Origin of the sequence: Nostoc sp. (assembly GCF_036917515.1) — a bacterium.
GTDB lineage: Bacteria > Cyanobacteriota > Cyanobacteriia > Cyanobacteriales > Nostocaceae > Nostoc.
This window is the reverse complement of sequence record NZ_JBALDE010000120.1, coordinates 1-22,740: the sequence shown is the minus strand read 5'-3', so window position 1 is coordinate 22,740 and position 22,740 is coordinate 1. Positions and strand designations below refer to the sequence as shown.

Below are 22,740 nucleotides of genomic sequence, written 5' to 3'. Positions count from 1 at the left end.
CAACACCAGAGCGATCGCCCACAGCACGCGAAAGGGGCAGAGCTTGGTTGTAAAATTCGAGTGCTTTTTGCTTTTGTCCTAAATCGGAGTAGACTTTACCGACGTTATTGAGTGTAGTCGCAACACCAGAGCGATCGCCCACAGCACGCGAAAGGGGCAGAGCTTGGTTGTAAAATTCGAGTGCTTTTTGCTTTTGTCCTAAATCGGAGTAGACTCGACCGATGTTATTGAGTGTAGTCGCTTCAGCTGAGCGATTGCCCACAGCCTGATATAGGGGGAGAGCTTGGTTGTAAAGTTCGAGTGCTTTTTGCTTTTGTCCTAAATCGGAGTAGACTAGACCGATGTTATTGAGTGTAATCGCTTCAGCTGAGCGATTGCCCACAGCCCGATATAGGGGCAGAGCTTGGTTGTAAAATTCGAGTGCTTTTTGCTTTTCTCCTAAATCAGAGTAGACTAGACCGATGTTATTGAGTGTAGTCGCTTCACCAGTGCTATTGCCCACAGCCCGATATAGGGGCAGAGCTTGGTTGTAAAATTCGAGTGCTTTTTGCTTTTCTCCTAAATCGTCGTAGTTAAACCCAAGCTCAACCAGTGCAGTTGCTTCAAGTTTTTGGTCTTTAAGTTCTCGTGCAATAGTCAGAACTTGTTGTAATATTTGTATTGCTTGTTGGTGTTCCTGTTGCTGTGTCAGTTTTATCCCTTGCTCTAGCAGTCTCTCTGCTTCTTGCGCTTGGGAGTTTTGAGTTTGTCCCCAGGTGGGTTGAGCCGTCAGCATTACTGTTAAAGGCGTTAGACAAATACCCACAGCTAAAAGACTGGTGAGAATTTTTTTCATATATTACAGATATAATAAGTTTTCATTGAGCATCAGCCGAAGCTGTAGTTAGGAATGTTGAAGCTGTGGTTACTAACGTTGAAGCTGCTATAACAAATACTTAAGCTGTTGTTATAACAATTTAAGCGTTTGTTATTAATGCTGAAGCTGTTGTTACTAACGCTGATGTTGTTATAATAAATACTTAAGCTGTTGTTAAAACAACTGAATTGTTTGTTATCAATGTTGAAGTTGTAACTACTAACGTTGAAGGTGTAGTTATTAATGCTGAAGGTATAGTTATTAATGTTGAAGCTGTTGTTACTAACGTTGAAGTGATCGTAAAGAACATGTTGCTCAAATAATTAACGATTAATAAGGGTTTGCCAAAATAGTGATCGTTTTTTGTTGCGAATTGAACTGGATTTCATCTACCACATATTGGCGATTTCTAGCCACTGACTGAATACCCAGCAACTGTGCTGTGGAAACTATAGGTGGTTTAAGTTTCACCACCGCTTGACCTTGAGTAGGATTTTTTACAGTAAAAGTATTTAGGGGTATATTACTCCAAGTTACAGATTTACCTGTGGGACGGTCTCGCTCACCCCGGATAATTTGCCGCCCATTGCTTCTGTAAGCTAACGACCCATTCTTGAAGACTACTTTTTGAATTTTGCTCAGGGGAATTGTGGCAGTTTTACCACTACGCTGAATTGATAGTGCTTGCCCTTGGGCATCAATTCCTATTACTCGACCACTGTTTGACTCACCCCCCTTGAGAACAACCTCTGCTAACTCAGGCAAAGCCACTGCAAGTTCTAATTCATCTGCGTTGACTGGTGTCTGTGCTAAGAAGAAATTTTCTGTCTTGACATCCTGGCTAATTACAGCTTGGATGTTCCCTGCTAATGCTGCTGCCATTACTAAGATTGCCACAACCCATCCCTGAAAAAAAGCTTTCATAGCTTTAACAGTATATTTGACTATATTTAACTTTCTCATTAAACTTCAAAGACATATATCAAATTTACGTAAAATTACAACAATAAGATCCTCGATTTCTTTAAAAAGTTGGGGATCTGAGCCTGAAGTTAGTAGATTTTTTCTTCATCTCCCTTATCTGTCGTATGACCCAAACCCCCAAGCAAGAAACCAATATTTTAGGTAAATTCACAAGTGTAGTTGGCTTGGTGGGTGCGGCGCTTTTCTTTGCAGGCTGGATTTATCGTTGGTCATATTTCTACTTTTTTCAGCTAGAAGTCAATACTCTCGACTTACCCGCACAGTCTTTTTTGATGGTTCCTCTGCAAATATTTCTCGGAGATGGCTGGGCAATCTGCAAAAGTGTGATCGCTTTTTTTGTCGCTGTGATCGCAATTCAAGCAACGTTATGGTTAATTAAAATTATCAGTGATACAGTTGTCTCTGCAAGCCAATTACTACTAAATTGCATTATCTCTGCTACCCAACGCAAAAGCTCATGGACAGCTAAACAGCTTAAATCTCTGGCTGAATTTAGTTCTGGGCAACTGCGCTCAGTGGATTTTCTGCGATCGCTAGTCAATGAGATAGTCATAGTATCCTGGGTATTAATTGTGATATTTTGGTTAGCTCGTTGGCAAGGCATCGCAGATGCACAACGAGACGCTGGTCAAAAATCCACTTTGCCTGTTGTAGCGTTAATTACACCTGAAGAAAAGTTTGCTGTGGGACGCAAACTTGATGATATATTTGCAGATCCATCTTTGAAAGGTTATCGCATTATTGGCGATCGAGGTTTATTCGACGACTTGCGAGGCAGAGAAGATAATGATATTAGCAATCCACAGCAGCCGAGAGTCTGGCGGTTACTCTTAGAACGTGGCGGCTGGATTTATTTATTTAGAGCATTACCCCCACAGGCAAAACCTGATGAGATCCCATCGGTGTTGGCTATTCAAGAAAGTGATAAGGGACATATCATTATTCGCAGTCCAGAAGCTTCCAAAACGAGTTCTCCTTGATATGCCGATATCTTAGTCCATTCTCAATTGACCAATGACTGAACAATTCACAATTCGCAGTGACGCTCGTTCGCTCTTAGCGTCTCCCCTTGGGAGAAGACTCGTTAACGCTGCGCTAACGCAATTCGCAATTGAATAGTTGATTAATTTAACGCTACTTCGACTACGCTCAGTACAAGTGACTAATGACGGTCTTCACGGAAAATAGTGCAATATGTAAGCGCATTAGCTTATCAGCACTCAATTAGTAAACTATGTAATAATTTTTGATGATACCAGGGGGGAACTCCTGGTTTTTTTGTATTTGAACCGCAGAGGCGCAGAGAATGCAGAGCAAAGAGATAACAGAAGTAATTCCAGCTTTTATTGAGCAAATGTTGCAACCGGAATTTTATCCTCATCCGGTAACAGAACCCATTCAACTAATTCAAACTCACATTTCTTATGTGCTGTTGACTGGAGATTACGCCTATAAACTGAAAAAACCTGTGAATTTTGGCTTTTTGGACTTTTCTACCTTAGATAAGCGGCAGCATTTTTGTCAGGAAGAGTTACGCTTAAATCAGCGGGGTGCTGGTGAACTGTATTTAGAAGTTTTGCCCATAACTTTGGTAGAGGAGCAATACCAGTTAGGGGGAACTGTTGAGCCTGTAGAATACACGCTGAAGATGCGTCAGTTTCCTGAAGAATCGCTATTAAGTACACTTTTTGAACAGGGTAAGTTAAATGAGACACTCCTAGATGAGTTGGGACGGGTGGTTGCTCAATATCATGCCCAAGCACAGACTAATGATTACATTCGCACTTTTGGCGAAGTGCCAAATGTTCAGGCTGCCTTTGAGGAGAATTATCAGCAAACTGAGAAGTATATTGGTGGTCCCCAGACTCAGACGCAATTTACACAAACAAAGCAATATACAGATAACTTTTTTGCCGAACGTCCAGAATTATTTGCCAGCAGAATTCATAACAATTACATTCGTGAATGTCACGGAGACCTACACTTAAGAAATATTGCCCTGTGGCACGATAAAATTTTATTGTTCGATTGCATTGAATTTAATGAGCCGTTTCGCTTTGTCGATGTGATGTACGATGTGGCATTTACGGTGATGGATTTGGAAGCTCGCCAGCGTAAAGACTTGGGTAATGCATTTTTGAATGCCTATATAGAGCAAACTGGAGATTGGGAAGGTTTACAGGTACTGCCTTTGTATTTAAGTCGTCAGGCTTATGTCCGAGCAAAGGCGACATCATTTTTGCTAGACGATCCGAGTGTACCTGCGACGGTAAAGGAAGAAGCAACAAAAACGGCTACTGATTATTACAAACAGGCTTGGGAATACACTAAACCAAACTTGGGACAACTAATTTTGATGTCGGGATTGTCGGGTTCTGGCAAAAGTACCACAGCAAGGTCTTTAGCGCGTCAACAAGGAGCGATTCACCTGCGTTCTGATGCGGTGCGGAAGCATTTAGGGGGAATTCCTTTGTGGGAAAAGGGTGGCGATGATTTGTATACACCAGAGATGACTGAGAAAACTTACACACGACTGTTGTCATTGGGGATTATCCTGGCTAAACAAGGTTTTTCGGTAATTTTAGATGCCAAGTATGATAAACAACAATTACGGCAAGAAGCGATCGCACAAGCTACAAAGCATCAACTTCCCCTTCAGATTATCCAATGCACAGCACCCGTTGAAGTTCTAAAAGAGCGTTTGAACAATCGCACTGGTGATATTGCTGATGCCACCGCCGATTTATTAGCCTCACAAATCAAACAAGCTGAACCTTTCACTGAAGAGGAACAACCTTATGTAAAGATTTGGGATACAACTCAACCAGAACAGGCACAATTAAAATAATTCGTAATTCGTAATTCTTAATTCGTAATTGAATTGAAAATTACGAATTACGTTAGCGTAGCGTAAAGCCTTCTCTTTCAGAGACGAAGACAGCGAACGAGAGGCTTGTCTGCGACACGCTCTTGCTAACTTGCTTCCACGAAGTGGTACGCCAACGGCATGGCTTCTCTTCGAGACGCTACGTGAACGCTTAGAGCGAGTCCGCGTACTCTGTAAGAGTTGCAAGCTACGTGCAGCGTCTCGTAGAGAGCGTCATTAGTAATTAGTTAAAGAAGTTTTTTATTCTATGGCAGACAAAAAGAACGACTTATTCAGTATTTCTCCCAGCTTCTTTTCTCAACTATTATTTGGGGCATTTTTAACATTTATATTAATAATGACCGGCTCCGCACCAGCCCTGAGCATTTTCTTAGGAATTATGGGCGGTTTCATCTTAATCTGGATCACAAATTTAACCGATAATAGCCCCCAAGCTCCAGCTGTTGCCTCCTCTGATGGTGTTGATGCAGGACTGAAATACTGGTTATTTTTCATGCTAGGCTTCGTATATTTGGGCTATCCAGCACCTATGAGCATTTTGCTAGGTGGATTAGGCGCTTTAGCTGGAGGTTGGATAACTGCTTGGTGGGGAAGTAAGGAAGAAACTAGAACTCAGTTGCAAGTTGAAGAGTCAGAAGAAGGCGAAGTTGAATCAACAACCGAAAGAATCAACAAACGGCAAACCAGAAGAGTTGGCCGCCGTTACCGTCGCGCTCCTGGAAGTGGTTTCAATTTCAGGTTTTGGGAAAGGTAGTAATTTGGGCATTGGGCATTGGTCAATAATCAATAGTTTTTCTTCTCCACTTCCTCATCTCCTATTTTCCATGCCCCATGCCCTATTCCCCATGCCCTCATGCCCTAATAATATGTTTTTATATCTATCTAAATTACTTCCACTATTTTTTTATCCATTAGGATTAGCCTGTGTAAGCTTGGTAGTAGCATTAGTGACTTTGTGGAAACGACCGCAGACTGCGGCGATCGCAATTGCTTTTGCCTTAACTTTATTGCTATTTTGTAGCAATGCTTGGATCGCTAAATCGTTAGTGCGATCGCTAGAATGGCAAAATCTTCCACCCGCCCAAATACCTAATGCAGAAGCGATTGTGGTTTTGGGTGGGGCAACTAAATCAGCTTTTCCCCCAAGACCGACCGTCGATTTAAGTGAAGCAGGCGATCGCGTCATCTACGCAGCACAACTGTATCGCCAGAAAAAAGCACCTATAATCATTCTGAGCGGCGGCCGCATTGATTGGCGTGGAAGTGGTTCGCCAGAGTCGGCAGATATGGCAACAATACTTACATCTATTGGTATTCCATCTGAGGCGATTATCCAAGAACCTGACTCTCTCAATACTTATCAAAATGCTGTAAATGTCCAAAAAATTTTGTCATCTCGTGGCATTCGTCAGGTACTATTAGTAACTTCGGCAATGCATATGCCGCGATCGTTTCAGATTTTCCAGCGTCAAGGAATCAATGCTATTCCTGCACCCACTGACTTTTTAGTTAGTGAGGGTGAGTTGCAAGAACTCGGTAGTACTCCCAAAGCCGCCATACTGAATTTATTACCTGATACCGACAATTTACACCAGTTTACCACCGCTCTAAAAGAGTATATTGGTTCTTTAATTTATCGCTTACGCGGTTGGCTTTAATTAAAGTTAGGAGTTGTTAGAAAGTTATGAGTTATGAGTTATTAATTAGAAAGTGCGGTAATTAGCTCAATTCAAAACAGACGCGATTAATCACGTCTCTACTACTCTTAATTTTATGTCAAAAAATTTACCTTATATTATTCCAGCTGCTCAACCCCAAGTTGAGGAAGCTTTTGCCTCTTACCAAACAACCCATCAGTTTTACCACGAAGTTCGGTCACGGTCAGAGTTCAAACGTTATTGTGATTGGTATTATACCACCGCAGAACAAAACCGCCAAGACCTGAAAAAAATGCGCGGCGAACTGAATATTTTTCAGTGGTTTCGCCGCCGATAAGCGATTTAGATGATTTCTAATTCATTTTCACGTAAATGGGCTTTAAACTTTTTACTAAATTGGACTAAAATCGGCAGATTAGCGCTTACTGGTCTGTCTCGCCATTGGGTGGTAATAGCTACTACATCGCCTTCTGTGCCTTTTATGTCAAAAGGCTGACTCCGATGTTCAGGATGATGATACACCACTACTGACTCTTTAACGCGGACGCGATCGCCAATTTTCATAACAACATTTACACCTAGCATTTGCTTTTCCACAAGTATCTGCTACAAAATATATGATTAAATCGCTTAGAATTTGATGTAATCAGCTATTTCTTGACGCTTCATCGGGGTGCAACGGCGCATTTAACCCTCTGCGTCCAGGCACGTCTTAGCAATCCGTGCATACTTATTTAAGTTTTTCCGCGTTAACAAGTATCGCCTATAGCCTTTCTCTTTACCCTAAAAGCAGGGAAATGAAAGAAAATCAGGCAATATCTCAGATGTGTTTAGTACTTTGACAAGATATCTAACCCTTTTATCTTGACTCTAGGATGTTCCCCAGGTCAACTCTCTCAAGGATTTTCGTGCATGGCAGATGGGTTGTGATTGCGATCGCTCCTTTTACAAGCGGGTTCAATACGGTTCGGTTAACGTGTTTATTCCTCGAAGATCCCCCCAACCCACGCCAGTTGCTTCTCCCAAGGGGAGACGCTGCGCGAACAAGTCGGCAGAGCCGCCCAACGCACTGGCTCCCCTTAAAAAGACTTGCTCACAACCCTCTTTTACTCCCTTTTTAAGGGGGTCGCCCGCCGTAGGCGGGGGGATCTTAACTAAACCGTATTGAACGCTATAGAGTCTAACCAAAATTTGCTTGCTTGCTTAAGAAATCCCGAAAGCTGGAATGATAAAGACTGTAGCGGATTTCTCCATCAATTTGAGGCACTGCGTTGGGCGGGTTTCCCGACTTGAAGCAAGTGCCGTCCTGGAGTGTTAAAAACTCACGCCAATTTTCCAGAACTTCTTCAACATCATATTCATCAGCATCAATTGTACTAGCAATGCTTTCTGCTGATACTACTGATGAAACTTGCACTAATACATTCAGCACAGATGATTTAAATTTCCTCTCTTGGCTTGGGGAGTTAGGGGGAATCATCTTGTGGAAATGCTGCTGATAATACGCCTCTAAATCAGGGGTAAGTCGGTCAACCTCCTTAGAGATAACAGGTAATATCTGACTAAGATACATGAAATTGTTTTCGCTTTTGGCTATTAGCTGTGCTGTGAGTTCTTCTGGGTTGTTGACATATCGTCGAATATATGCCTTGATATCCTCGTGGTTTTGTTGTGGGTATTCTGCTAAGTCGAGAATTTGGGAAGGTGCTTCTATCAACAAACCGGATTGTTTTCGCACGTATGGACGGCGGGTAAGAAGGAAATAGACGCCACGCGGGAGATATCTGGGAAGATAAAAGATATTTGAGCCTAGGGTTTGGTTGGTGCGGTTAACAGCATCCAAGGCATCAATAGCAATAATAAACTTTTGTTGGGGTTCTAGCTTGTCGCTGACTTGCTGAAGCAAGGAAGGTAGAGAGGTTTCTTGAGATGTCGGGTCAATTTGCGTGCAGATAGTAGCAATAAATTCCTCAGCGCGATTTTGAAAAGGGAGTTGGGCGTTGTAATAGAGAACCTGGGGATTTTCAGTGACGTAGTTGGCGAGGATGGCACTTTTGCCGCTACCGGGTGCGCCAATTATGGTAAAGTAACCTCGGTCATGACGCTGGAGAAAGTTGGATATTGCGGTGAAGACGAATTCACGACCAACAAAGTTTTGGCTTTTTTCGAAAATGACTTGTTGAAATTCTCTTGGGTAGGAGGGGGAATTGATTGGCGTTGGCGGTCGAGGTGAAGTGTTCATACTTTTTAAACATTCTCCAACCGCAAAAAATGCAGTCTCCCTGAAGACTCCCCTACCACAACAGTCACCCCATCTGCTGCAACAGCGCAGCAAGGAAATAGAGTCTCTCCTGTAAAAGTGGCAATTTCTTCTCCAGTTTCTAGATTCCAGAGTTTGAGTGTGTTGTCATAAGAAGCAGAAATCACCCGCTTGCCATCGGGGGTAATGGCGACTGCTCTTACCGAGAGGCTATGACCCTGGAAAGTCCGCTCATCTTTGCCAGTTTCTAGATTCCAGAGTTTGAGTGTATTGTCATCTGAAGCAGAAATCACCCGCTTGCCATCGCGGGTAATGGCTACTGCTGTTACCCTGTCGCTATGACCCTGGAAAGTCCGTTCATATTTGCCAGTTTCTAGATTCCAGAGTTTGAGTGTCTTGTCATCTGAAGCAGAAATCACCCGCTTGCCATCGCGGGTAATAGCTACTGCTGTTAGCCAGCTGTTATAACCCTGGAAAGTCCCCTCATATTTGCCAGTCTCTAGATTCCAGAGTTTGAGTGTCTTGTCGTTTGAAGCAGAAATCACCCGCTTGCCATCGGGGGTAATGGCTACTGCAATTACCCAGTCGCTATGACTCTGGAAAGTCCGCTCATATTTGCCAGTCTCTAGATTCCAGAGTTTGAGTGTGTTGTCGTTTGAAGCAGAAATCACCCGCTTGCCATCGGGGGTAATGGCTACTGCTCTTACCCTGTCGCTATGACCCTGGAAAGTCCGCTCATCTTTGCCAGTTTCCAGATTCCAGAGTTTGAGTGTGTTGTCGTTTGAAGCAGAAATCACCCGCTTGCCATCGGGGGTAATGGCTACTGCTGTTACCCTGTCGCTATGACCCTGGAAAGTCCGCTCATCTTTGCCAGTTTCTAGATTCCAGACTTTGAGTGTCTTGTCATCTGAAGCAGAAATCACCCACTTGCTATTGGGGGTGATGGCTACTGCTGTTAGCCAGCCGCCATGACCTTGGAAAGTCCGCTCATCTTTACCAGTTTCTAGATTCCAGACTTTGAGTGTCTTGTCATCTGAAGCAGAAATCACCCACTTGCCATTGGGGGTGATGGCTACTGCTCCCGAGTTGCTATGACCTTGGAAAGTCCGCTCATCTTTACCAGTTTCTAGATTCCAGAGTTTGAGTGTCTTGTCGTTTGAAGCAGAAATCACCCGCTTGCCATCGGGGATGATGGCTACTGCTGTTACCCAGTGGCTATGACCTTGGAAAGTCCGCTCATATTTGCCAGTTTCTAGATTCCAGAGTTTGAGTGTGTTGTCATCTGAAGCAGAAATCACCCGCTTACCATCAAAGGTGATGGCTACTGCTGTTACTGAGAGGCTATGACCCTGGAAAGTCCGTTCATATTTGCCAGTTTCTAGATTCCAGAGTTTGAGTGTTTTGTCCCATGAAGCAGAAATCACCCGTTTGCCATCGGGGGTAATAGCTACTGCTGTTAGCCAGCTGTTATGACCTTGGAAAGTCCGTTCATATTTGCCAGTTTCTAGATTCCAGAGTTTGAGTGTCTTGTCGTTTGAAGCAGAAATCACCCGCTTGCCATCGGGGGTGATGGCTACTGCTGTTACCCGGTTGCTATGACCCTGGAAAGTCCGCTCATATTTGCCAGTTTCTAGATTCCAGAGTTTGAGTGTCATGTCATCTGAACCAGAAATCACCCGCTTGCCATCGGGGGTGATGGCTACTGCTGTTACCCTGTCGCTATGACCTGTAAGGGTGAGACGTAAACTTTCGCCTGGGGAAATTAAGTTAGATGTTAACGGACGCAACCAAGGTAAAACTTGCTGCTTTGCTACTTCAAGCATTGCTTCAATTTCCCATACTTCAAAATGCTGCATTCGCCCGCACAATTGCCCTGCCAGTTGCATTTTATCTTTTTCTAAGATATGCGCTGAAAGTCGCAATGCTTCTTGAATCAATTTTAGAGTTTTTACTTGCTCTGCATTTTCTGGCTTGTTTAATAGTTCGGAGTCGTTAATTAAATCATAATCCTCAATTAGTGACTGCACACCAAAATCAGAATGCTTGACTTTCGCATCAATAAAATCAAAATCAGTCAGTCTCTTGTAAAGTGTTTCCCACTCTCCTATTTTTGCTTTAACACTAGGGTCAATGAGAAAGGTTCGCTGGTTGCTTAAGGATAACTGGGCAAATTTATCAGCAAAACTACTCATTTTCACCCTTACCTGATTTTAGGCTTTTCCACAATTGGTCATTATAATCAGAAATAAGAAGTTGAACCTCTGGCCAATCAATATTGTTCTTTTTTTCTCTTTTTAATGTAGGTTGATTACGGAGAAAATCTGCGAAACTTTGGTGATAAATTGAATAGTAATCTTCCTGATTTTCTTTTTGTTTTCTCAAGAATTCCAGCCACTTATTCAAAAGCTCCAAAACATCATATTCCTCTCGTTTAGTTATGCGGGCAATAGATTCACAAGAAATGGGTTTACCTACTTCAACCAGTACACAGAGAATAATCGCATTTGTCCGCTTATCTGGAGTATCCATTTCCATCTGCTTCCAATGCTGTTCATAATAACCCTGAAGTTTCTCAGGCAATTCTTCTAAACTTAAGTCTTGATAATCTCCTCTAGCAATACTTGGCAAGACATAGTACAGGTACATAAAATTGTTTTCACTTTTTCTTGCGACCTGCTCAACAAAATCTAGCTGCTCAATCTTGCGTTGTTGAATCCATGCTTTTAAACTATGACCCTCTGGCTCATAATTGATAAATTTATCAATGTACTCTCTAACATCATTTCGATTCCAAACTCTATATTCATTTGCTGTTAAATCCAACTGCTGCTCTGGAACTTCTTCAGTTAACAAGCGTTTTTCATTTTGGGCATAGCGTCGCCTAGTTAGCAGAAAATATATTCTTTCTGGCAGATTCTTGGGTAAACTTAAAAGATTTCCTGAACCTGATTGTTCGACTTCATCGAGTGCATCAACCACAATTACCAAACGTTCACCACTTGCAAATTTTTTATTTACTTTCGTCAACAAAGTAGGTAAATTATCATTCTCTGCATTCTGTAACTGATAGCGATTAATCAGTTGTTGACGAATACTTTGCAAAAATTGCTCTGGTGTGTTACGACCTTCTGCCCGAATATTGAAGTAACAGATAGCTTTATATTTAGATACAGATTGGGCTGCGATCGCACTTTTCCCCATCCCCGCATCCCCAATCACGGTAAAATAACCTTTAGGATGCTTTTTGAGGAAAGCATCAAATTCATTAAATACAAATACCCGTCCGCAAAATGCCTTAGTTTTTTCTTCGATTAGTGCCTTAAATTCATCTGGATAAAGAGACTGTTCTAGAGGTTCTGTAAATGTCTTCCGTTGTTCTTGAAGTTGTACATTAGTTAGAATTTCTCCAGGATGTCTAGAGCGTTTTGCCACACTGACAAAAACTTGATGAAATTTCTGAACTTTAACTAAGTCTATTTTTGCTTGTTGTGCCTCATCTTTTAATGTATTCCATTCCTCATTATCAATAGTCAATGCCTTTTCTGCAAAAGCCTTATAAAAAGTTTTTTTAATCTCTTTATTTCTAAAAAAATTGAGTATATCATCAGCTTGAAATACGCCATAGTCTACCAAAGCATAAGTATAAACACCTTCAAAATCTTTGGGAGGCTGTATTGGATCAAGATTTAAACGTTTTAAAACTTTAATAATATATTCGTTACGTTGAGCCTGCTGGATACCAAGAGAAACAGTAGCAGGTGCAATAGCTTTAATAGCATTAACTACAGATACGGGGTCAATATTCATCTTTCCTGTGGTGGGAGCAGGTTGTGATACCCTTACCTTATCGCATATTCACTTATGACATAATTTCACAAGTTCAAAGCAAAAAATTACCTTCTATTAAATCTCTGCGTTCCTCTGCGCCAACCTTTGCGCTCCTTTGCGTTTAAAAATATTACTTTTTTAAACGCAGAGGTTTGCTAAATAGTGCAAGATGTGATGTAGAGTTATGTGTGGTGCGATCGCGTACCCGCCCGCCGTAGGCGATCGTTAACCCATATTAGCTCATTAGCGATCACCACTTTTTTCTTCGTCACTCTCAATGTACAAGTAGTTCTTGTCAAGATTGCAACATTCCTCATCAACATTACAACATCCATAAGGAACATTGTAATATTTCTCATCAACATTACAATATTCCTTATCAATGCTGTAACATTCCTCATCAACATTAGAATATTTATAAGGAACATTGTAATATTCCTCATCAACATTACAATATTCCTTATCAAGGCTGTAACATTCCTCATCAACATTAGAATATTTCTGTATAACCTATTTCCCAGTCGGACATATTTGCTGCACTCTTTGGGGAAGTTACTGACATACTTGCTGGAATCCTTGAGGATTAATTTACCACCAAGCAAATAATCCCAGACTTGTACCCCCTACAAGCAACGTCAACACTCCTCCCAGCACTACCGAATGTTTACCCCGCTTCGGTTTTGTAATTAAAGTTGGTAGAACTTCTGGGCTGAGAGGTGGTTCTTCTGAAAAAGGTTTCTAATTGCTCAGATGCTACCTTGACTTGGAAACAACAGGGTGTGCAATATGTTGTGGGGTTGAAAGCAGGCGAACGCACTTCTTTAGTAAAAATGGCTTAATTCTGCGATTAATCCCTAGCTAGCGTCATTTGATTGTACTTCCCAACGAAACAGCCGTGGCAATTGAGATACATCTATGGCGTAGTTAATTATCCACATCACCAATTCAAAAATCAATAAATATCGTACCCACTGCAACTCGCTTGTCGAATCCAAAAGTGTCAAACCCTCATACAACTGCCAGAAGCGGTAAGGCAGATATATGTAAGGAACCATTACCCAGACAACATTTTGCAACTGCCTAAGCGTCACTGTTTCAGAGATGATTTGCAACCCTAAAACGATAAAATACCAAGCAAGCACAGTTAAGACCGTGCGATCGCCCCACCATACACCCCACAATAACATGACCACTAATGGCGGCACTACCGCTAGCAGTTGCACTGAGCCAAACCAGATTTTATACCAACCGGGAAATGGTAAAGGTAGAGTATAAGGCTTTGCGTTTTTCCATCCCCAGTTCACAACCACAATAAAAAGTGTGGCAATAAGGAAAAAGAGGAGATTTTCTAGGAACAGATAAAGGTTGATGTTTAAGGGAGTCACGTCGCTTCGCTCCGAATTCAAAATTCCTATAAATAAATTTAGTTGCTCTGTATCCTTTTGTTTGTTGCTTATGAGGGTATGATCAAGCTCTAATGTTTATGGCTTCAGTAAATCAATATACTTGTCTCTACAATAAAACATCTACTAAGGAGCTACAAAAAATATTTCAACTTTTGTTTGCTCTATTTTCTTGTACCAAATGAATAATCGATGGTAGTAAAGAAATTACTATAATTAATCCAATAATCGGTAACAAATACTTATCTACCTGTTCAGCTGGCAGAGATTTTCCTAAGAAAAACCCTAACAGAGTAATGCCGAATGTCCAAATAAAGCCACCAATTAAGTTGTAAGACATAAATGTGCGATAATGCATTGCACCAATCCCAGCCACGATGGGTGCGAAAGTCCGTACAATAGGTAAAAAGCGTGCTAAAACAATCGTTTTTTTACCGTGCTGTTGATAAAAGTTTTGGGTTTTAATAAGATGCTTTTTATGAAACAACCATGAATCTTCCTTCTGAAAAAGTCTTCTACCAAATTTATGTCCAGTAAAATAGCCAACATTGTCACCTAAGACTGCACAAATAAAAGCACCAAAAATCAAAACCCAAATGTTCAATAAATTCTGAGATGCAACAAATCCAGCGGTGAACAATAAGCTATCCCCAGGCAGAAAAAAACCAATTAACAAGCCAGATTCAGCAAAGACAATCGCCCAGACCCCAAAATAGCCGAGTGATTTAATCAGTTGTGGTAAATCCAGATGCATAGAATTTTTACTTTTCTTTCAATAGATCCACAACATCTTAACGTTCAGCAATTTTATTGGATAAAAAGTAATATTAAATTTATGTAAATTTATTATGTGATCTGGGAAAATATAATGACAGATGACAGGTTTTGGGTTATCGGTGCAAAAGACAAAGATATTTGAAAGTAATAAGAATATTTTCGGGTGCTGCGATGCCTACGGCGAGCTTTGCTAACGCAGTAGAGTTAGAATATCGTGTTAACTTTTTCATAGCTACCCTTAGAGATATGAAAAGTTATCAAATTCCTCCTGGAAGCTTTGGTATACCTGTATTAGGTGAAACACTCTCCTTTGTTTTCGACCGCGATTTCGCTAAAAAACGCTATCGCCAGTACGGGCCTATCTTCAAAACTCATCTGCTTGGCAGACCGACTGTAGTGATGGTCGGGCCGGAAGCATTAGAGTTAGTTTTGTCAAGCCAAATGGAGAATTTTTCTTGGCGCGAGGGATGGCCTGATAATTTCAAGATATTACTGGGTGAATCACTTTTTCTGCAAGATGGAGAAGAACACCGCAGAAATCGCCGTTTGATAATGCCGGCATTGCATGGCCCAGCATTGGCGAATTATGTCTCCACAATGGAAGATATTACACGCGGCTATCTCCAAAAGTGGGAGAAGCAGCAGGAATTTACGATTAAAGACTTTGAGTTTAAAGGTTATCATGTTCCTGCTGGTTGGCGATTGCTTTATTCAATTGTGACAACTCGTAGCCTAAAGGAAATCTACCTTGAACCAGAGCGTTTTGATCCAGAACGTTTCAGTCCCCAGCGCCAAGAACATAAAAAGTATCCTTTTAGTTTAGTTGGTTTTGGTGGTGGGCCACGCATTTGTATTGGTATAGCCTTTGCCAAAATGGAAATGAAAATTATTGCTGCTCATCTTTTACGCAATTATCATTGGGAGATATTACCCAATCAAAGTTTAGAAGCCGTATTGGTTCCCAGTAATCGTCCTAAAGATGGGTTACAGGTTCGATTTCAACCTCGGTGAAATATTTTATGGTATCTCAAATAGACATACATTTGCCTAACGGAGTTTTACAACGCTTGCAAAATGTGAAAGATTTTGTAGGCGGAAGCGTTAACTCTCTAAGTAACTCAGCACAACAAGCTGGTGAGTCTTTGAAGACAACAGCCACGACCACAACTGATAGAGCAATTGATACAGTTACAACGAGTTTAGAGCAAACTTGGCAAACAGCAGAGCAATTTAAAAATACAACATCGGGAGCAGTTAAAGATGCAATTGCATCTTCTGCAAGTGATTGGTTAACACAACACCCAATATTTTTTCGATTAGTTCAAATATTAGGTTGGGGAGCTAATCATCCAATTATTAGTGTAGTAATTTTGCTGTTTGCACTTGCTCTACTTTGGAGCATCATTAAAGCAATTGTCCGCTTAATTGAAACCGCTAGTTGGTCAATACTTAAAGTTCCGTTAAAATTGCTTCTGGCTTTGTTTCAAGTTAGCTTTCTATCCTTAACTCAAGTTGGGAGCTTGGCTGTTCAACGAATTACAGGTGCTAAAAAAGCTGATAACCTACCAGCTTTACTACCTGAAAGTTTTCAACCAAATAAACAACAACGATTAGCAGAAATTTCTAGTCGCTTAGAAGCAATTCAAAAGGAACAAAATGAGCTTTTGCAAGAGGCAGCAGACTTGATTGCTACCGATACAATTGATATAGAAATTTCAAAAATTAAACAGCTAAAAAGCGCTGAATCACATCTTGGCTAAGTTCGGCTGTGGAACCGGAGGCGACAATACCACCTTTTTGCATGGCGTAATAATAATCAGCCTGACGGACAAAGTGTAAATGTTGCTCTACTAATAACACCGAAATGCCTGTAGTTTCGATGATGCGCCGGACTGCGGCTTCAATTTCTAGGATGATGGAAGGTTGAATACCTTCAGTGGGTTCATCTAAGACGAGTAATTGAGGTTCTCCCATTAAAGCACGTGCGATCGCTAACTGTTGCTGCTGTCCTCCACTTAAATCACCACCCATCCGCGAAAGCATGGTTTTTAACACTGGAAATAAATTAAAAACTTCCTCTGAAATTTCTGCTTTTTTTACTGGTTTGCGTCTAGCTTCCAACCCCAGTAGTAGATTTTCTTTAACTGTTAACCGAGGGATAATCTCTCGTCCTTGGGGAACATAACCAATTCCCAACTTTGCCCTTTGGTCTGGGGATTTAGAGTTGATTAATTCATCAGCTAAATTAATAGTACCGCTGCGGGGTTTGAGTAAACCCATGATAGTTTTTAGTAGAGTAGTTTTTCCGACACCATTGCGTCCAATTAGGCAAACCATTTGCCCAGATGGTACGCTCAAATCTACATTGCGGAGAATATGGCTTTCGCCGTAATAAACGTTAAGATTAGAAATTTTTAGCATGAAATAATTTTAACTGTTTAGTTTTGATATCAAATCTCTAACTAGCGATGCTCTGTTAAGAAATAATTAACCACAGTTTATTAAGAGTCTGGTTAATTCCTTATAATACCTAATTGCGAATGCAACTAATACCATTTCTCTAAATCCTGACTACAGATAATTCTCCCCCTGCTGTCCATGTGTAGCTATATTTTGGAGAATTGGTAGAAGTAGGGTTAATATGACAGGCTGATAGCCATTTCCATAATCGGAAAATAATGTATGCACTTTTCAAGCAAAGAATATTTTACTTATCTGTGCAAGAATCGCTATCGCTTACCAAAATGGTTTGCATTAAGTAATCGAATGCAAGATGCTAAAAATAGCACCTCGCAAACAGTACCACTTGGCTCTCAAAGAGCGCTAATTCCGATTAAACAACCACAAAATTGTTTTCGCTAACTGACAATCCAGCAGATAGTTGTGCAAATTTTACCTGAGCAAATCCAGACGCATTGCCATCAAGGTCAAAGAACAGTCCACCTGTAGCACTGTCATAGATAAATCGTTGATTGCTTGTGGTTGCAGATGTTCCGAGGGTAAACTGACTTGTCTTAAGTGAACCTGGTGATAATCCGCTGCCAAAGCCAGCAGCCGATACCTGAATCAGTTCATTAGTCGCGTTGAAGTCATAAATACTGTCAACACCTTGATTGTAACTATTGAAAACAAAGGTATCAGTACCAGTTCCTCCATAAAGGGTGTCATTACCAAAACCACCTATAAGAATATCATTCCCACTCCCACCATAGATTGTGTTCTTACCAAAGGCGCTAGAGGCGGAGATATAATCATTGCCAGCGCCACCATCGAGTAAGTTATTACCTTTTGAATTACTAGCATTCAAGTTATCGTCCCCAGTGCCACCGTTAAGGGTGTTATTACCAATGGAACGAGACTCGTATGTGATGGAGACGTCGCGGGGTGAGTACGGGTCGCTGGGAATATAGCTGTAGTAGCCAGATACGGAGAGATAATCATTGCCATCACCCCCAGAGAGCAAATTATCGCCTGTTGAACCGTCAGCATTCAAGGTATCCTTACCTGCACCACCGTTGAGGGTATTATTGCCTGTGGAACGAGAGTCGTAGTTTCCGTAGTCATTTCCTTTGTAGTAGCCAGAGATGGAGAGAGAATCATTGCCATCGTCCCCAGAGAGCAAATTATTGCCTGTTGAACCGCTTGCACTCAAGTTATCGTCACCTGCACCACCGTTGAGGATGTTTTTACCAGACGACCGAGAGTTGTAATCGTAGTCTGGATAGCTAAAGCTCCGGTAGCCAGAGATGGAGAGATAATCATTGCCATAGCCTCCAGAAAGCAGATTATTGCCAACAAAGGAGTCATTACCCGTACCACCAATGAGGGTATCATTACCCGTACCACCAATGAGAGTATCATCACCCGCACCACCTCGCAGCAAATCGTTTCCACTCAAGCCATCGATTTTGTCATTACCGCCTTGACCATTAACTACATCATTTGAGTCCTCTAAACCCGTAATGTTATTGTTGAGGTCATTAAAAAAAGTTACTGTGTTCTTGATGCCCAAGCTAGTATCAGTAGAGTTAGAATCAAGGACATTAAAGCTGTCAGTGATACTATTTTGCCCGTCAAATAGGATATTACCAACAGCTGGTTTTGCTCCAGACGCTTTCAGATTCTCCAAGTTTTCTAGTTTGAAGTTTTCCAGGATAACTATGGTATTTACATTCCCTTCAAAGGTGATTTCCAGATTGTTGTCATTCTGGGTCAGCAGTAAATTTTGAGCAGTTAATCCTGTACCCTGGAATTTGATGGTGTCCACTTCAGCAATAACTGCTGCTGTCGGGTTAGTTCCTTTACCTATGCCACCGAAATCAGTGATTGTATCAGTGCCATCGCCCAAGTTGTAAACAAATTTATCCTTGCCACCGCCACCAGTTAAAGAATCATTCCCAGTAGCACCAATGAGAGTATCATTCCCAGTACCACCCTCTAGTAAGTCGTAGCCACTGGTTCCAATGATATTTGCCATAATTTTTACCTACCTGATTCTATTTTTCCAGTAATTTCAGTTCTCAACCTTGAATTTAGTGCTGTTTTTGGGCACAAAATACTTACCGAAATTGACGTTTTCGGCATACTTTATACATGAAGAGTTAGGAACAGTAATATTCATCAAAGATTCACCCTATGAAAAGGCTTTTCAGTAGTACTAATTTTTTCTCAAACTATCTAAATCGAATGGCACTGTACAAATTTATCAGGGTGTAAATTCAAGTCAATAGTTAACTCCTGACAAATAAGAAAATTTTTATACCCTCGTTCTGAGAAATTCTGCGTGCATATCTACCTTGAAAATACAAAATATCTAAATAACCTAACACTAACCATATACTATCGTATTTACTTAAATGTCTTTGCTTAAAAACACATCTAAAGCATATTCTTCACATTATCCCTCTTTAAAGAAACAAGGCAGGAGGTAGGAGGAAAGAGAGTTTTAGCTTCGTTCATTTTTGCTAATATAGTTTGGTTTTATTTTGCCGACCTACTTAATTAATGTATCAAATATTTTTTTACCCCACCTAACTCTCCCTTAGAAAGGGGAGTTTATTGAATTCGGGCAATCTCCAATAATTTACATAAAATTATTCAATATATTTGTAATAAATAAATTAATTTATACTGAATTATCTGGGTATCAATTAACCCTAATTCTGTCTATCCTAGTCCTGTACAGTTCAGGATAGAACTCAGTTTTTGTCCTGGCGCATTATTAATAATAGGAAAGTGATTTATGTCACGTCCAAAACGCGGGTCTAAAGTACTTGATAGAGCACAGCGTCGGATTGCAGCTTTGAAATCGATTAGTCCTACCTTAGACTTCGGCAATGGGGTAACAATTGACTCCTTTGCAGCCGCCATCAAAACAACCCAAGACAAATTAGAAACATATAACTCAAGCCTCTCCACCGTGGATCTGACTCAGGGAGCCTTAGAAGTTGCCGAAAAGTCGCTAATGGAACTAACAGAACATATGTTAGTCAGTGTAGCTGCAAAGTATGGCAAGAATAGCGATGAGTACAAAATGGCAGGAGGCGTTCGTCAAAGCGATGTCTACGACGGGCTACGCCTACGCAAGCGTCCGGTGCGAAAGCCTAAGCAAGAGGTTGTTGCTTGATAAACAGGACTTATACGGTGATACTGCGTAAGTCCTGCTATAAATAGCCTCTTACTCAGCCATTACATGGGTTGGGACACTCAAGCCAAAATATGCTAAATGCTTTGCTTCTGCTGGAATGACTAAGGTTGATGGGCAAGACTACTCTGGAAAGATTAATTATTTACGGATGCACTTTGTTAAAGGTAAAGTTTACTTCATCTTAGATTTGGCTGGCGGCTCTGATGCTAATGATTATCCCCTAGTAGTGCTAAAAAATCGTTTAAAGAATGGCAATCCTACCTGGACTTGGGGTGGAACTGACTAAAGGTAATACTGGAGTTTGGCGATCATTGTTTAGCAAAAGCCAAGTCACTTTCAATTAACTTGGCATCTGTTAGGTTAGCCCCACTCAAATTGCACAAGTGAAACTTTGCCCCTCTTAGGTCTGCTAGTGACAGATTAGCTCCTGTTAAATCTGCACCAGTGAGGTTGACTTCACTTAAGTTAGCACTACTTAGGTTAGCCCCCTGAAGTGAAGCTCGTTGCAGGTCTGCCTCACTTAGGTTTGCCCTCATTAGGTATGCTTTACTCAAGTCAGCTCCACTTAAATTCGCTTGAGTTAGGTCTGCTGCTGTTAAATCAGCTTTACTGAGATTGGCTTGACTTAAGTCCGCCCAACTCAACGAGGCATAACTTAGGTTAATTTCACTCAGCTTCATTGATGCAAGTACTGCACACCTCAAATTAGCATTAATAAAATTCCTTCCTCCGATTGCATAACGGCGTAAAATTTCATCAGTTGTTACTCTGTCTAAAACAGCTTTTGATGCGCCTTGATAACACCATGTGGCTTTTAATAGTTTGGCAGCAGTGTTAACAGCTACCTGATCATTAGAAGCCACAATTACACCATTGCAGCCATCCCATTGACCGTTAAGCATTAGGGCAATCTCATTAGCGGCAGCAATTGAGTCAAATAATAAAACAGATTCTTTATGCCGTTTTAACCAGTTATTCCAACCAATCGAGATAATATTTTTCATTTCTATGAATTTTGGCCTTTTCAGACGATTACGGCTCTAACTATTCAGGGTAATAACAATCAGACTGATGTGTGTAACTACCGACCATTATTGTGCGTGCTTAATGAACCCTTGCTAAAAGTTCTCTCTTGACGACGCTGGGCGGGTATGTCATCAGACTTAAATATGTTGTTGTTGAGTGCGTAAGCTGTTAATCGTAGCGGTTAAAATTAGGATAATTGCCAAAACCAATACGGAATTTCTGAGCATTGAGTTATCAGAATGTTTGAGTGCGATCGCCACCAATGCCCAGAGTGTTACTCCTGCATAAGCGATGTCTCGAAGCTGGATAACTATAACTGCTGCAACTGCTGTTGCGATCAATACCATGACGAGAGTCCAGATTACAGCAGAAATCCCCCAACCGTTCCACCTGTGAAAATCCAAGGCACACGCTACGTTGACAATGGTCGCCACGCTAATCCAGCCTAGATAAATACTAATCGGAAAGTGGATACACCATTTTTTTAGCCGGGGTAGACGCGATTTGCCAATTTCTAACTGCACATAAACACCAATTAGCGGCAACAGAATCAAGAGCATTGCAATTACAGAAAGAGCAAAAAGCCGAGACAAAAACAGATACACCCAAATACTTTGAGCAACACAGGCAATCACCAACAGATAACCTGTCTTACATAAATCAGGCTCATGTCGTTGGTTAGGTAAAGCTTGGTATACTCCAAAAGCAAACAACCCAAGGTAAATCAGCCCCCAGATAGCAAAGGCGTAATTGGCAGGGATAATCAGAATATTTTTAAACAAGGTATTGGAAATTTCCCCGATGGTAAGTCCATTGAGCGGAAAAATGTTCGATACTACGTTGATAAAGAAAGCACCAAAGATTGCAGCCAAAGTAACAAGCTGCCGCCAAAGATCCTGGTAATTGCCTCTTGTGGACTGCTGCATAGGATGTTAACTCATAATCTTTTGTGCTTTTAGCTTACATCTGAAAAAGAGTCATGCATATAAACCACAGTCATATCGAGCAAGTTAATCAGGAGTTAAACTAATTATTGACCTCACTGCTTTTAAGGTACTGTACATGCAGCTACTTCAAACTACCGACAAAGCATTGCCCCTGTGGATAAAATTGTTGGCCCTGGTAATGCTTATGTTGCTGAAGCCAAGCGCCAAGTCTTTGGCACTGTTGGCATTGATAGCATCGCTGGTCCTTCAGAAATTTTAGTGGTAGCCGACAGCCAGAACAACCCAGATTGGATTGCCTGGGATTTACTATTGCAAGCAGAACACGATCCTAGTGCCCAATCAATCTTAATTACTGATTCCGAAATCTTCGCGCAATATAGCAACCGCCAGGTTGGTTAGGACACTAAACTCAGAACATACTCCATTGCCGCTCGCAAGGTAGGGAAGTACTCCAGTTGCTTGCGGAT

Annotated in this window: 21 protein-coding genes and 2 pseudogenes; 11 read left to right on the top strand and 12 right to left on the bottom strand. The window is 41.2% G+C overall.

Annotated features, from left to right (window positions below):
* A partial coding sequence (locus V7K89_RS16060) for a tetratricopeptide repeat protein (protein ID WP_335188729.1) occupies positions 1 to 835 on the bottom strand: 835 nt, incomplete at its 3' end.
* Positions 836 to 1,186: 351 nt separating this feature from the next.
* Positions 1,187 to 1,780 carry a hypothetical protein gene (locus V7K89_RS16055; protein WP_335188727.1) on the bottom strand — a complete coding sequence of 198 codons (594 nt, stop codon included), beginning with the start codon at positions 1,778 to 1,780 and terminating at the stop codon, positions 1,187 to 1,189.
* 164 nt (positions 1,781 to 1,944) lie between these two features.
* Here V7K89_RS16055 and V7K89_RS16050 point away from each other — a divergent pair, with 164 nt between their 5' ends.
* From V7K89_RS16050 to V7K89_RS16030, 5 genes are all read left to right on the top strand, one after another.
* Positions 1,945 to 2,820 (top strand): hypothetical protein, encoded by an 876-nt coding sequence (locus tag V7K89_RS16050; protein ID WP_335188725.1) that lies wholly within the window; start codon positions 1,945 to 1,947, stop codon positions 2,818 to 2,820.
* A 326-nt stretch (positions 2,821 to 3,146) separates the two neighbouring features.
* Positions 3,147 to 4,688: a bifunctional aminoglycoside phosphotransferase/ATP-binding protein gene (locus V7K89_RS16045; RefSeq protein WP_442941679.1), complete on the top strand. Its 1,542-nt coding sequence runs from the start codon at positions 3,147 to 3,149 to the stop codon at positions 4,686 to 4,688.
* Positions 4,689 to 4,974: 286 nt separating this feature from the next.
* Positions 4,975 to 5,481 carry a hypothetical protein gene (locus V7K89_RS16040; protein WP_335188723.1) on the top strand — a complete coding sequence of 169 codons (507 nt, stop codon included), beginning with the start codon at positions 4,975 to 4,977 and terminating at the stop codon, positions 5,479 to 5,481.
* A gap of 112 nt (positions 5,482 to 5,593) precedes the next feature.
* Positions 5,594 to 6,385: a YdcF family protein gene (locus V7K89_RS16035; RefSeq protein ID WP_335188734.1), complete on the top strand. Its 792-nt coding sequence runs from the start codon at positions 5,594 to 5,596 to the stop codon at positions 6,383 to 6,385.
* Positions 6,386 to 6,500: 115 nt separating this feature from the next.
* A complete protein-coding gene (locus tag V7K89_RS16030) occupies positions 6,501 to 6,722 on the top strand; it encodes a hypothetical protein (RefSeq protein ID WP_335188721.1) in 222 nt (73 codons plus the stop codon).
* 5 nt (positions 6,723 to 6,727) lie between these two features.
* On the opposite strand, the gene V7K89_RS16025 is transcribed toward V7K89_RS16030, so the two are convergent.
* From V7K89_RS16025 to V7K89_RS16010, 4 genes are all read right to left on the bottom strand, one after another.
* Complete coding sequence (locus tag V7K89_RS16025; protein ID WP_334907391.1) at positions 6,728 to 6,949, bottom strand: ferredoxin-thioredoxin reductase variable chain; 222 nt, start codon at positions 6,947 to 6,949, stop codon at positions 6,728 to 6,730.
* Between the two features lie 616 nt (positions 6,950 to 7,565).
* On the bottom strand, positions 7,566 to 8,627 hold the full coding sequence (locus V7K89_RS16020; RefSeq protein ID WP_335188718.1) for an AAA family ATPase: 1,062 nt from the start codon (positions 8,625 to 8,627) through the stop codon (positions 7,566 to 7,568).
* Between the two features lie 5 nt (positions 8,628 to 8,632).
* A complete protein-coding gene (locus V7K89_RS16015; protein ID WP_335188716.1) occupies positions 8,633 to 10,837 on the bottom strand; it encodes a beta-propeller domain-containing protein in 2,205 nt (734 codons plus the stop codon).
* Positions 10,830 to 12,452, bottom strand: a complete 1,623-nt coding sequence (locus V7K89_RS16010) for an AAA family ATPase (protein WP_335188714.1) — start codon at positions 12,450 to 12,452, stop codon at positions 10,830 to 10,832. The genes V7K89_RS16015 and V7K89_RS16010 overlap by 8 nt, the downstream gene beginning before the upstream one ends.
* A 737-nt stretch (positions 12,453 to 13,189) precedes the next feature.
* Here V7K89_RS16010 and V7K89_RS16005 point away from each other — a divergent pair.
* Positions 13,190 to 13,312 carry a hypothetical protein gene (locus V7K89_RS16005; RefSeq protein ID WP_335188738.1) on the top strand — a complete coding sequence of 41 codons (123 nt, stop codon included), beginning with the start codon at positions 13,190 to 13,192 and terminating at the stop codon, positions 13,310 to 13,312.
* 15 nt (positions 13,313 to 13,327) lie between these two features.
* Here the strand turns inward: V7K89_RS16005 and V7K89_RS16000 are convergent, their stop codons facing one another.
* On the bottom strand, positions 13,328 to 13,858 hold the full coding sequence (locus V7K89_RS16000; protein WP_335188712.1) for a hypothetical protein: 531 nt from the start codon (positions 13,856 to 13,858) through the stop codon (positions 13,328 to 13,330).
* Positions 13,859 to 14,024: 166 nt separating this feature from the next.
* The gene (locus V7K89_RS15995; RefSeq protein WP_335188710.1) at positions 14,025 to 14,630 is read right to left on the bottom strand and encodes a DedA family protein; all 606 of its coding nucleotides are present in this window, start codon (positions 14,628 to 14,630) and stop codon (positions 14,025 to 14,027) included.
* Positions 14,631 to 14,899: 269 nt separating this feature from the next.
* Here V7K89_RS15995 and V7K89_RS15990 point away from each other — a divergent pair, with 269 nt between their 5' ends.
* Together V7K89_RS15990 and V7K89_RS15985 are read left to right on the top strand one after the other, a co-directional pair.
* Positions 14,900 to 15,664, top strand: coding sequence for a cytochrome P450 (locus V7K89_RS15990; protein ID WP_335188731.1), 765 nt, complete (start codon positions 14,900 to 14,902; stop codon positions 15,662 to 15,664).
* An 8-nt stretch (positions 15,665 to 15,672) separates the two neighbouring features.
* Positions 15,673 to 16,413 (top strand): hypothetical protein, encoded by a 741-nt coding sequence (locus V7K89_RS15985; protein WP_335188708.1) that lies wholly within the window; start codon positions 15,673 to 15,675, stop codon positions 16,411 to 16,413.
* Here V7K89_RS15985 and urtE read toward each other — a convergent pair.
* Together urtE and V7K89_RS15975 are read right to left on the bottom strand one after the other, a co-directional pair.
* Entirely contained in the window at positions 16,376 to 17,074 is a 699-nt protein-coding gene (gene urtE, locus V7K89_RS15980) for an urea ABC transporter ATP-binding subunit UrtE (RefSeq protein WP_335188705.1), read from the bottom strand. The two genes, V7K89_RS15985 and urtE, sit on opposite strands and share 38 nt — an antisense overlap.
* 412 nt (positions 17,075 to 17,486) lie before the next feature.
* Positions 17,487 to 19,130, bottom strand: a pseudogene (locus V7K89_RS15975) (calcium-binding protein); the annotation flags it as partial.
* Positions 19,131 to 19,895: 765 nt separating this feature from the next.
* Between V7K89_RS15975 and V7K89_RS15970 the strand changes: the two are divergent.
* Complete coding sequence (locus tag V7K89_RS15970; protein WP_335188701.1) at positions 19,896 to 20,279, top strand: hypothetical protein; 384 nt, start codon at positions 19,896 to 19,898, stop codon at positions 20,277 to 20,279.
* A gap of 118 nt (positions 20,280 to 20,397) precedes the next feature.
* Complete coding sequence (locus V7K89_RS15965) at positions 20,398 to 20,586, top strand: hypothetical protein (RefSeq protein ID WP_335188699.1); 189 nt, start codon at positions 20,398 to 20,400, stop codon at positions 20,584 to 20,586.
* Between the two features lie 22 nt (positions 20,587 to 20,608).
* On the opposite strand, the gene V7K89_RS15960 is transcribed toward V7K89_RS15965, so the two are convergent.
* Together V7K89_RS15960 and V7K89_RS15955 are read right to left on the bottom strand one after the other, a co-directional pair.
* Complete coding sequence (locus tag V7K89_RS15960; RefSeq protein ID WP_335188697.1) at positions 20,609 to 21,304, bottom strand: pentapeptide repeat-containing protein; 696 nt, start codon at positions 21,302 to 21,304, stop codon at positions 20,609 to 20,611.
* A 159-nt stretch (positions 21,305 to 21,463) separates the two neighbouring features.
* The gene (locus V7K89_RS15955; RefSeq protein WP_335188695.1) at positions 21,464 to 22,252 is read right to left on the bottom strand and encodes a tryptophan-rich sensory protein; all 789 of its coding nucleotides are present in this window, start codon (positions 22,250 to 22,252) and stop codon (positions 21,464 to 21,466) included.
* Between the two features lie 162 nt (positions 22,253 to 22,414).
* On the opposite strand from V7K89_RS15955, the pseudogene V7K89_RS15950 reads away from it, so the two are divergent.
* A pseudogene (locus V7K89_RS15950) lies at positions 22,415 to 22,669 on the top strand (histidinol dehydrogenase); the annotation flags it as partial.
* Positions 22,670 to 22,740: the final 71 nt, after the last annotated feature.

Coding starts and splice junctions, on each gene's coding strand:
- V7K89_RS15990 (WP_335188731.1), top strand. CDS start 14,900: ATGAAAAGTTATCAAATTCCTCCTGGAAGCTTTGGTATACCTGTATTA.
- V7K89_RS16045 (WP_442941679.1), top strand. CDS start 3,147: ATGCAGAGCAAAGAGATAACAGAAGTAATTCCAGCTTTTATTGAGCAA.
- V7K89_RS16040 (WP_335188723.1), top strand. CDS start 4,975: ATGGCAGACAAAAAGAACGACTTATTCAGTATTTCTCCCAGCTTCTTT.
- V7K89_RS16035 (WP_335188734.1), top strand. CDS start 5,594: ATGTTTTTATATCTATCTAAATTACTTCCACTATTTTTTTATCCATTA.
- V7K89_RS16025 (WP_334907391.1), bottom strand. CDS start 6,949: ATGAAAATTGGCGATCGCGTCCGCGTTAAAGAGTCAGTAGTGGTGTAT.
- V7K89_RS16015 (WP_335188716.1), bottom strand. CDS start 10,837: ATGAGTAGTTTTGCTGATAAATTTGCCCAGTTATCCTTAAGCAACCAG.
- V7K89_RS16020 (WP_335188718.1), bottom strand. CDS start 8,627: ATGAACACTTCACCTCGACCGCCAACGCCAATCAATTCCCCCTCCTAC.
- V7K89_RS15970 (WP_335188701.1), top strand. CDS start 19,896: ATGTCACGTCCAAAACGCGGGTCTAAAGTACTTGATAGAGCACAGCGT.
- V7K89_RS15995 (WP_335188710.1), bottom strand. CDS start 14,630: ATGCATCTGGATTTACCACAACTGATTAAATCACTCGGCTATTTTGGG.
- V7K89_RS16050 (WP_335188725.1), top strand. CDS start 1,945: ATGACCCAAACCCCCAAGCAAGAAACCAATATTTTAGGTAAATTCACA.
- V7K89_RS15985 (WP_335188708.1), top strand. CDS start 15,673: ATGGTATCTCAAATAGACATACATTTGCCTAACGGAGTTTTACAACGC.
- V7K89_RS16055 (WP_335188727.1), bottom strand. CDS start 1,780: ATGAAAGCTTTTTTTCAGGGATGGGTTGTGGCAATCTTAGTAATGGCA.
- V7K89_RS16030 (WP_335188721.1), top strand. CDS start 6,501: ATGTCAAAAAATTTACCTTATATTATTCCAGCTGCTCAACCCCAAGTT.
- V7K89_RS15960 (WP_335188697.1), bottom strand. CDS start 21,304: ATGAAAAATATTATCTCGATTGGTTGGAATAACTGGTTAAAACGGCAT.
- V7K89_RS15955 (WP_335188695.1), bottom strand. CDS start 22,252: ATGCAGCAGTCCACAAGAGGCAATTACCAGGATCTTTGGCGGCAGCTT.
- V7K89_RS15965 (WP_335188699.1), top strand. CDS start 20,398: ATGACTAAGGTTGATGGGCAAGACTACTCTGGAAAGATTAATTATTTA.
- urtE (WP_335188705.1), bottom strand. CDS start 17,074: ATGCTAAAAATTTCTAATCTTAACGTTTATTACGGCGAAAGCCATATT.
- V7K89_RS16010 (WP_335188714.1), bottom strand. CDS start 12,452: ATGAATATTGACCCCGTATCTGTAGTTAATGCTATTAAAGCTATTGCA.